Source organism: Ruminococcus sp. AM43-6, assembly GCF_003461785.1.
GTDB lineage: Bacteria > Bacillota > Clostridia > Oscillospirales > Ruminococcaceae > Hominimerdicola > Hominimerdicola aceti.
In genome coordinates this window covers 1-1,336 of the sequence record NZ_QTXU01000077.1, presented here as the reverse complement: position 1 = coordinate 1,336, position 1,336 = coordinate 1, and the positions used below count along the sequence as shown (strand labels likewise).

Genomic DNA, 1,336 nt, shown 5'->3' with positions numbered 1-1,336 from the left:
TTATAATGGTATCGTAATTTAAGACACTTCAAGAGACATTTCTTAATGAATCTGATATACTGTAAACACTACAGAAAGAAGGATTATTATTATGTCTCGAACAAGAAGAAATTTCTCTGCCAAATTCAAATCAGAATTAGTGATTGAACTGCTCAAAGGAGAAAAAGACTTAAATACAATCGCAACCGAAAACAATATTCAGCCGAATCTTCTCCGCAACTGGAAGAAGGAGTTCCTCGATAAAGCATCCGTGGTTTTTAATGACACACGAGAGGATAATCTGAAAGAAAAACTCGCTTTAGAACGCAAGGAAAAAGCTGAATATGCGAAAAAAGTTGGCCAGCTCACCATGCAGGTGGATTGGTTGAAAAAAAAATCTGAAGAAACACTTGGACCTGACTACGAGAGTAAATTTAGTCCAAAACCTTTTGAAGACTAAAGAACTTCCAGTTAAAACAGGGGCTACACTTCTTGATATCAATCGTACCAGTGTTTATTACAAGGGCATGCCCATATCTCAGGAGGAGTTGGATTGCAAATCGATCATAGATCGATTACACACGGATAATCCGGCCTGGGGAGCACGACAACTGTCTGCTCAACTGAAGAAGCGTGGGCATCAGGTTGGTCGCCGGAAAACGCGCCGTTATATGAATGAAATGGGGATTGATCCAATTTATCCAAAAATGAACCTTTCTAAACGTATGCGACAGGCTAAAGTCTGCCCGTATCTGCTACGTAACGCCGTTATCGACCGTCCAAATCAGGCATGGTCAATCGACATTACATACATCCCCATTAAGCGTGGATTTCTGTATCTGACCGCTGTGATTGACTGGTACAGCCGCTGTATCGTTGGCTGGGAAGTCGATGATACTCTGGATACCAGAATGGTCATAACTGCGTTAAAAAAGGCGTTTATAGTGGCAAAACCTGTTATCCTGAATTCAGATCAGGGCTGTCAGTTTACAAGCAATGAGTACATGAATTTCCTCAAAGAGAACCAGATCCGTCAAAGCATGGATGGTAAAAGCCGGTGGGCTGACAATATCATGATTGAACGATGGTTCCGAAGCTTCAAGTACGAGGAAGCATATCTGACCCAATATAACAATATCAGAGAAGCACGGAAGGCAATCGGTAAATATGTGCACACTTACAACTTTGAACGTTGTCATTCTGCACTCAATAATCAAACACCGGCATCCTGCTATTATCCGATTCTGTTACTGGATGATCATGCAGCCTAAGGGGGGATTTTCTCCCCTACCCAGTTACATATATCAGTTCATTATAAAAAGCTTAGATTTTTGTCTTGACAACTGAACCACTATAT

Annotated in this window: 2 protein-coding genes; both read left to right on the top strand. The window is 41.1% G+C overall.

Annotation, left to right across the window (positions count from 1 at the left end; all coding sequences use genetic code 11):
* Nucleotides 1–91 precede the first annotated feature (91 nt).
* A complete protein-coding gene (locus DW938_RS15210; RefSeq protein WP_004615306.1) occupies nucleotides 92–439 on the top strand; it encodes a transposase in 348 nt (115 codons plus the stop codon).
* Nucleotides 429–1,250, top strand: a complete 822-nt coding sequence (locus DW938_RS14465; protein ID WP_004841748.1) for an IS3 family transposase — start codon at nucleotides 429–431, stop codon at nucleotides 1,248–1,250. The genes DW938_RS15210 and DW938_RS14465 overlap by 11 nt, the downstream gene beginning before the upstream one ends.
* Nucleotides 1,251–1,336: the final 86 nt, after the last annotated feature.